Here is a 1,285-nt window from a genome sequence, read left to right as displayed (position 1 = left end):
CGAGTCATTTGAGTATCTGAAGGCGATCGGTTTCAACACGATCGAGCTCAAGTCCAACGCGACCGCTGCTGAGCTGACGGAAGCCAGGAAACTGGGCATGTGGCTGATCGCCCCACCACCAGCATCCGTCGGAGTCGAACCGATTGGGTTTGAGTACGATCCGGTTTTGGCGTGGTCGGTTGGACGTGAGCTTGGTGCGAAACACACGTCGAGGATTCGCCAGCGGATCCGCGAGATTCGAGAAACGGACTCACGAGAGGGACGTCCCATTTTTGGCCATTCCGTTTCACATTGGTCACAGATTGCTCAACAGGTCGACATTCATTCGATCGGCTTGCAAACCATCGGCAGCAGTCATCTGCTTAGCCAATACAGCGACTGGCTGGCGACGCGATCCAAAGCCATCGGGTCGAGCAAACCGATTTGCGCCGATGTGCAAACCGAGATGAGCCTTGCGGTTTTGACTCAGACAGAAGCCATTTTCGGCCAGGCTCCACCGACTCCGATCGAGTATCAGCAGCTCAAGTCGATCGCGACCGAGGCCATCGTTTCGGGGGCGCGTTGTCTTCGATTCCGTTCGCGAAACCGATTGGATGCTGACGATCCGGAATCCAAATTGCGCTCACTAACGATCGAATACGTAAATCGCTGGCTGGATCAAATTGAACCGTGGGTTAGCGGCGGAGTCGTGCTGGGTAAGCTCCCGGTATCGAACAATCGTGACGTCGAAGTGACTGCTCTGGCGACCGATCGAGCACGATTGCTGCTGGTTCAGCGACCGACCCATCATGAGCAGTTTTGGGCCGGAGACTGCCCTGCCCTGCCCGTTTCGATTGTCGACACAGACACAATCCACACTCATCGAGTCTACCATTTGACGGATTCTGAACTGGCTCCGGTTTCGACCGAGCGGACTCCGGAAGGAACCAGGATCCGCATCGAAAAGGCGCCTTTCATGATGACGTTGGTCATGACGCAGGATTCGAATCTGATCAATCGACTCAACGACAGTTTTGGCGGCAACGGAACTCAATCGATGTTCGAAATGCACTTGTCGATCACTCAACAGTGGCTGGCGATCGAACAACTGCTAAGCGGGCAAATGGAAAGGCTGTCCAAGGATTCCGCCGGAAGCAGCAGAGCTCTCAACGACGCCGTGACGGCGCTCAAAAGTGCGAGACAAATGAGCCAACAGAAAAGCCTGACTCAGGCTGAATCGTTCCTCACAACTGCCGATGTGCGACTGGCGTCCTTCCGTCGTGAACTACAGGCCAATGCTTTGGGC

Annotated in this window: 1 protein-coding gene; it reads left to right on the top strand. The window is 55.3% G+C overall.

Annotated elements, in window-relative coordinates; genetic code table 11:
- Positions 1-1,285: hypothetical protein (locus RC85_RS28125; protein ID WP_162273310.1), on the top strand; the 1,285-nt coding region annotated here is incomplete at both ends.

The sequence above is a fragment of the Rubripirellula obstinata genome (assembly GCF_001642955.1).
Classification (GTDB): domain Bacteria; phylum Planctomycetota; class Planctomycetia; order Pirellulales; family Pirellulaceae; genus Rubripirellula; species Rubripirellula obstinata.
This window is presented reverse-complemented; position numbering and strand designations above follow the sequence as displayed.